General features: G+C 63.0%; 1 protein-coding gene and 1 pseudogene. Both read left to right on the top strand.

The window, feature by feature from the left end; translation table 11 throughout:
• Window positions 1–952, top strand: a pseudogene (locus tag AB4Y99_RS27520) (FAD-dependent oxidoreductase); the annotation flags it as partial.
• Entirely contained in the window at window positions 949–1,326 is a 378-nt protein-coding gene (locus AB4Y99_RS27525; protein ID WP_441525587.1) for a VOC family protein, read from the top strand. The pseudogene AB4Y99_RS27520 and the gene AB4Y99_RS27525, both read left to right, overlap by 4 nt.
• Window positions 1,327–1,621 lie beyond the last annotated feature (295 nt).

Raw genomic sequence — 1,621 nt, forward strand, 5'->3', positions numbered from 1 at the left:
GCGCGAAGGGCGCGCGTCTCCATCCCGGCACGGCCGTCGTCGAGGTGAACGAGAAGGACGACCGAGTCGAGCTGAAGCTGGAGTCGGGCCACACGGTCACGGCCGGCCATGCCGTGATCGCGACGAATTCCCCGATCCATGATCTAGTTGCCCTGCACACGAAGCAGGCGCCCTACCGGACCTATGCGATGGGTTTTGAGATCGAGTCCGGGAAGCTCAACGACGCCCTCTACTGGGACACCCAGGATCCCTATCACTACGTCCGCCTCRCGTCCGGCGAGGATGGCAAGGACATCGTGATCGTCGGYGGCGAAGACCATAARACGGGCGAGGCCGACGACGCCGACGCACGTTTCGCCGCTCTCACCTCCTGGGCYAAGACCATCATCCCGGATCTCGGTCCCGAGCGCTATCGCTGGTCTGGCCAGGTCATGGACACGCTCGACTATTGCGGCTTCATCGGGCGGGAGGCTGGTAGCATTCGCGTCTTCGTCTCGACGGGCGACTCCGGGCAAGGCATCACCCACGGCGTCGTTGCCAGCCTGTTGATCCCGGACCTGATTCTGGGTCGGGAGAACGAGTTCGCCGCAGTTTACGATCCCGACCGTAAGCCCATCAAGGCAGCTTCGACCTATGTGAGCGAGAACATCACGGCGGTGAAGAACTTCACCGAATATCTCGCCCCGGGAGAGTTGTCCTCCATCGACGAGCTCAAGCCGGGGCAAGGCGCGATCGTCAGGCGCGGRATCAGCAAGATCGCGGCCTACCGGACCGAGAACGGCGATGTCATCGAGAAGTCGGCGGCGTGCACRCATCTCGGCTGCCACCTCCACTGGAACTCRTTTGAGGAATGCTGGGACTGCCCCTGTCACGGATCGCATACGCGCCGGACGGCAGCGTCCTGAACGCYCCGGCGATCGGACCTCTCGCGGACGTCGAGGCRTCGTCATGATCCATCATGTCTCGCTCGGCACCAACGACGTCGCCCGGAGCAGGAAGTTTTATGACGCCGTGCTCGGGGTAYTSGGACTGGGCCTACTCAAGGCGTCGCAGGATTCCGCGGATTATGGCGTATCCACCGTCGTCTTCAGCTTGGAGACACCCGTCAACGGCAAGCCCGCTTCCGCAGGGAACGGCGTCCATATCGCCTTTGAAGCCGGCGGCCGAAGCAAGGTCGACGAGTTTCATCGCGTCGCCTTGTTGCACGGCGGGTCGGACGCTGGCGCACCCGGTCTTCGGCCGGAATACGACCCCAACTATTACGGCGCCTTCGTCCTCGACCCGGACGGGAACAAGATCGAAGCCGTCACGCATCACGGGAAATGAGAAGCCGTGTCCGCTTCCGCCGACTGAGTTCTCCGAGGATTTGCCATCTCTCGGCATGGACATGGCACCGCAGCGCTGGTCAATCATTTTCTCTGGTGCGGCGGATCGGCCGCCTTCGGCGCATTTACCCCCGAACGAGGCCTGGCGTCCGGAACGGGTATGTTTTCTGAGCCGCGAGCTATGCCGGTTGAATCCTGCGTCGCGGCGCATTGAGACCGCGACCCTGCATCCTGCGCAGTGCAATGGCCTGATGATGGTCCAGAGACCATAGAACTGCAAGGTGGCGCCCCAAGCC

This window comes from Allobosea sp. TAB14 (genome assembly GCF_052113865.1).
Lineage (GTDB): Bacteria > Pseudomonadota > Alphaproteobacteria > Rhizobiales > Beijerinckiaceae > Allobosea > Allobosea spartocytisi.